Source organism: Flavobacterium sp., from assembly GCF_028712645.1.
GTDB lineage: Bacteria > Bacteroidota > Bacteroidia > Flavobacteriales > Flavobacteriaceae > Flavobacterium.
The window spans coordinates 1-4917 of record NZ_JAQTPQ010000256.1 but is presented as its reverse complement, the minus strand read 5'-3'; the positions used below and the strand labels follow the sequence as shown (position 1 = coordinate 4917).

The 4917-nt window shown below is 33.9% G+C and carries 5 protein-coding genes; 3 read left to right on the top strand and 2 right to left on the bottom strand.

What is annotated here, in order from left to right; translation table 11 throughout:
- Positions 1-949, bottom strand: a 949-nt coding sequence (locus PHC28_RS15580; RefSeq protein WP_300102749.1) for a glycosyltransferase, incomplete at its 3' end; no start/stop codon positions are given.
- 343 nt (positions 950-1292) lie between these two features.
- Between PHC28_RS15580 and PHC28_RS15575 the strand changes: the two genes are divergently transcribed.
- Together PHC28_RS15575 and PHC28_RS15570 are read left to right on the top strand one after the other, a co-directional pair.
- Positions 1293-1796 (top strand): helix-turn-helix transcriptional regulator, encoded by a 504-nt coding sequence (locus PHC28_RS15575; protein ID WP_300102746.1) that lies wholly within the window; start codon positions 1293-1295, stop codon positions 1794-1796.
- Between the two features lie 84 nt (positions 1797-1880).
- Positions 1881-2291 carry a hypothetical protein gene (locus PHC28_RS15570; RefSeq protein ID WP_300102743.1) on the top strand — a complete coding sequence of 137 codons (411 nt, stop codon included), beginning with the start codon at positions 1881-1883 and terminating at the stop codon, positions 2289-2291.
- Between the two features lie 67 nt (positions 2292-2358).
- Here the strand turns inward: PHC28_RS15570 and PHC28_RS15565 are convergent, their stop codons facing one another.
- Entirely contained in the window at positions 2359-2715 is a 357-nt protein-coding gene (locus tag PHC28_RS15565; protein WP_300102740.1) for a helix-turn-helix domain-containing protein, read from the bottom strand.
- Positions 2716-2823: 108 nt separating this feature from the next.
- On the opposite strand from PHC28_RS15565, the gene PHC28_RS15560 reads away from it, so the two are divergent.
- Entirely contained in the window at positions 2824-4806 is a 1983-nt protein-coding gene (locus PHC28_RS15560) for a T9SS type A sorting domain-containing protein (RefSeq protein ID WP_300102737.1), read from the top strand.
- Positions 4807-4917: the final 111 nt, after the last annotated feature.

Sequence of the window (4917 nt, the reverse complement as noted above, 5' to 3'; positions counted from 1 at the left end):
TGATGATTTTCACAAATGATTGCATAAAACCTGTTCCGTAACCAAAAAATTGTTTCCAAACCGCTTTTATAGACAAGAAGCCTATTTTAAAACTTTTATTTTGATAAGTGGACACCAAAAACAATACCAAAAAGTAAACAAAATACAATTGAAGCAATAAATCGTGATTGAAAATTAAGGATAAAGAAAGTGAAACTACAAACCCAATGATAAAAACCGAAGGAAAGAAAAAAGTAAGTTTGTTGTATTTAGGATACCAACTATTCAATATTGGTCTTGCTTTTCCAAATTTATTTACTTGAATCGTGAATTTTTCCCAGTCGATTCTTCTTTTGTGATAAACGAATGCTTTTGAAAAAAGTCTAGTTTCAAAACCCAATTCCCATAATCGGATGGATAAATCTGGATCTTCTCCTGGATGAATATTTCCAAAACCGTTTGATGCTTCAAAAGCTTTTCGAGACAATCCCATATTAAAACTTCGAGGCTGAAATTTATCAATTTTCTCTGAACCACCACGAATTCCTCCAGTAGTAAGAAAAGAAGTCATTGCAAAATTAATTGCTTTTTGAATATCAGAAAAACTATCCAAAGCCTTATCTGGTCCTCCAAAACAATCCACATAATTTTGTCTCAAAGCATTGTCAACTTCAGTCAAATACATTTTTGGAATAATACAATCTGAATCGAAAATGATAAAATAATCTCCTTTTGCTTTTTGCATCCCATAATTCCTAGAATTCCCCGGACCTGAATTTTCCTTGAAATAATAAGAAATAGTTAGTTTCTTAACATATTTAAGGACTACCTCTTCGCATTTCAATGAGGAACCATCTTCGACGATTACAATTTCAAAATCTTCTTTATAATCTAACTGCGACAAACTTTCCAAAAGTTCGTCCACTTCATCTGGTCGATTGTATACTGGAATGATTAAAGAAAACAACATAATCTTGAAATAAGGTTTAAAGTTTTTTGCTTCATAATTTTAACAAAGATAATCTTTTGACTAGTCCTAAATATTCGATACAGATTTATTATACAAAAATAGTTAAATTAAACAGCTCCAAAAACGTTTTTGATGCTGTTTTTAGTTTTATAGGTTTTCAGTTTACTTTGTTGACATTTAATCACGAAGTACCTATAAAAATTTTTAAAATGAGAATTATATTTTGTGACAAAATATTATTTTTTATTAAAACAATCACAAACTTGTGACAAAATATTATTTTTTAAAAAAAATTATCACAACTTTGTGACAAACAAATATTTTTCGAAAAAATTATCACAAGATGAAAGCAACGCAATTATTTAGAGACCAACTTGGACTCTCACAAGAAGTGATAGCGCAGTATTTATGCGTAACCAGAAGCCAGTTAGCGATGTACGAAGTAGGAAAACGCGAATTGTCTACTGCTGCATTGGCTAAACTTGCCGAGATTGCCTTGTTCTTCGACCAAAAGAATGCTACGGAAAAAGTAGAAAACAAAATCCTAAAAAAACAAGAATTAGAAGTAAAAGAACTATTGACTCATCACGCAAAGGAATTGGAGTACAAACAAATTAAAGAACAACGTTTGCTAGATGCCATTCAAAAAAAGCACAATCAAAACCTACAGCTTAATTCGCTAGCATTGTATTTACAAAAAAACAAAATGGGACAGGCTGAAGTACTGTTGCAACAAGCTATAACAGGAATTAAAAAGAACGGGTTGGCAAGACAAGCCAAACAAGTATTAAGACTTGAAAGTATTAAGAGTCAGTTGGATTATATCAATATTCTTAAAGAAAAGTAAATAAAATCCTAAATTTTTATTAATGGACACTAAACAGAAATAAGGTGGCGTTGATAGGGTATATTAACTTTTAAAAACTTTTTTATGTCGTATTCAACCAGCAAAATTACAACGGTAGCCGATTGTGATTTATTATTGGCCTGGGCTGCAAAAGAAAAAGCAGACCTGAATTTTAAAAAACTTTCTGAGGAAAGATTGACCAACAACTACAGCACCGCCTCGATTGAGATTGATGCTGAATTACAATCGGTGCTTACCGAAATTACGGCAACCGAAACGATTATTGCAGCTTTACCCGCAGGCAATAGCAAAGACGATGCTGTAAAGAAAAAAGTAAGATTAGAGTACAAAAAGTTTTTGCTTGAAAACCGAAAAGAAAGCTATGGTGTTGTAGCTCTTTTAGAAAAAGAGCTTGACTTAACCAAAGTTACTTTAGAGCTAACGGAAATCGATGCTTTTACAGACGCCATCAACACTCGAAAAGGGGCATTGTAGTTTTGTAGTACCATAGTTGCTGAAAGGTTGTTCGTAATGTGCAACCTTTTTTTATGTTGCCAAAATATTATTTATGCAATTTGTTTTCTAAATCTGCAATTTTTTTATCTTTTTCAAATAACATCCTTTCGTATAATTCAATTGCTTTTTCCGAAAGGTTATTGATAACTATGCTACTTGTTGAGCCTCCTTTTTGTTTATTGCTAATGAGAACATACTTTTCTTCAGGAAGTAATAATTCTTCGGGTTCAATATGGTAAAGATTGCAAATCTGTTCAATTTTAGTAATCCAAGAGGATGTTTCTCCTTTTTCCATTCTATCGTAAGTAGATTTAGAAATATTTAATTTTTGTATAACTTCCTCAAGAGAGAAACCTCTTGATTTACGCAAGTCTTTTAACTTTTCTCCGACTGATTTGTTCATAATGTGAATATTTTACTTCAAAAATAGAAAATAAATATTCATTTTATGATGGTATGCCTTAATAAAATGTTATTTAGTTTTGGAAAACACTTCGTAACGAAAATTCTTATGAAATACAACTACTCAAATTTCAAAACATTTTGCACCATCGGACTACTCTGGAGCAGTTGCTTTACTGCTTATTCCCAAGATATTCTTTGGGAGAAATCCTATGGAGGCCAAAATGCCGAATACCTGTTTGACGCACAACCCACAGCCGATTATGGATTTATACTCGCTGGTAGTTCTTTATCCGACAAATCAGGTAATAAAACCGACAACAATAATGGCGATTTGGATTATTGGGTTTGGAAAATGGATGAAAAAGGAGAACTAGATTGGCAAAAAAGCTTTGGAGGTAGCGGGTTTGATTTACTTCAAAGCATCAAAAACACCAGAGATGGCGGATTTATACTGGCAGGAACATCCAGTTCCAACGTTGGTTTTCAAAAAAAAGATAGTTGTAGAGGCGTGACTGATTTTTGGGTCATTAAACTCGATGCTAAAGGAGAAGAACAATGGCAAAAAACAATTGGTGGCAGTGGTCAAGAAGATTTAATTTGTGCTTTTCAAACTCGTGATGGTGGTTATATACTAGGAGGTTCCTCAAGTTCAAGCCCTGCAATTATCGAAAATAACAATCCTAATGAAAAAAAGACATCAGATGTTAAACCAGACTTGTATGCTAAAACAGAGAAAAGCCGTGGTAATATGGATTATTGGATAGTGAAATTAGACAAGAATGGAACTGTACAATGGCAAAAAACTTATGGAGGAGAATATGCCGACTTGCTCCGAAGTATGGAACAAACCAAAGATGGAGGATATATTTTGGGTGGGTATTCCAACTCATCACAATCCGGAGAGAAAACGGATGACAACACTGGAATTGGAGATTATTGGATTGTAAAAATTGACGATATAGGCAACATTGAATGGCAAAAAACCTACGGAGGCAATGGTGACAATCAATTGTACGTGATACATCAAACTGAGGATGGCGGCTATATTGCTGGTGGAAACTCCAATAGCACCACACCACTCACTTCATTGGGAGGGAATGTGCGTTCTGGTACCGATTTTTGGGTGTTAAAAATGGATGAAAAAGGAGCTCTAGTTTGGAGTGAAACCTATGATTTTGGCAAAGTTGACATCCTGACCTCTTTAGTTGAAAACAAAGATCATACATACTTAATTGGGGGATATGCTCAAAATGAGAGCTCTAACACTTTAGAAAAAGGAATCAAAAAAGATGAAGAAGTCATCAACGACTACATCGCTTTAAAAATTGATGAGAAAGGAGAAAGACTATGGGATAAAACTGTAGGAAGTGACGGAGAAGATATTTTGAGAAAACTCATCGAAACCCGTGATGGAGGATATTTGTTAGCAGGGACTTCAAATGCTCAAGCGGTTTCAGGTACTTTAAACAAGCTGACAAGAATTGCAGATAATGGAGACCCAAACCAACAATTACAAAAGGGAACTAATGCCGTTAACAATTCGATAACCGAGGTTTCAAACGATGCAAATAATGCTATAAATAACCAGCTTGCTAAAACTACTGGAAAAATAAATGATGCCATTAGTAAAGAGACTGATTCCCGAGTTAAATTGGGATTAAACTCTCCTGTTGGAGGTTTAAATTTACCCTCAATGGGCTCAGGAAATTCAGCTAATGGGTCGAATACCTCCAATGGACAAAACGAAAAAAAACTACCTGCCTCAAAAGACAAGTTCACCAGTTTTGGCAATAATGATTTTTGGGTAGTAAAACTAAAAGACAAAACGAAACCAAAAGTTATAAAAGTAGCTATCGAAGTCATCCCAAACCCAACAGTAAGTTTTACCAATATCATTATCGGTTATGAATTTGAAAGTGGCACGGCAACAGTCGTGGATATGGCGGGTCGTATTTTACAACGATTCAACATCACGAGCCGAACTGTTCCGATAGATTTAAGTCCCTATCCTGATGGGGTTTATGTTGTAAATATTAAGACTAATGTACAAAGTGATGGGGTAAAAATAATTAAAGGAGGGTTTAATTAAAAAGAAAAGTACAATGAAAAATATAATTTTAAAAAACACAATTAAATCTTTATACTGCATTTTACTTGTTTTTGCTTCATTACATGCAATAGCTCAAGGAGATGACAAACC

Excerpts from the sequence above, each read along its gene's own strand:
- PHC28_RS15575 (WP_300102746.1), top strand. The coding sequence starts at position 1,293 with ATGAAAGCAACGCAATTATTTAGAGACCAACTTGGACTCTCACAAGAA.
- PHC28_RS15570 (WP_300102743.1), top strand. The coding sequence starts at position 1,881 with ATGTCGTATTCAACCAGCAAAATTACAACGGTAGCCGATTGTGATTTA.
- PHC28_RS15565 (WP_300102740.1), bottom strand. The coding sequence starts at position 2,715 with ATGAACAAATCAGTCGGAGAAAAGTTAAAAGACTTGCGTAAATCAAGA.
- PHC28_RS15560 (WP_300102737.1), top strand. The coding sequence starts at position 2,824 with ATGAAATACAACTACTCAAATTTCAAAACATTTTGCACCATCGGACTA.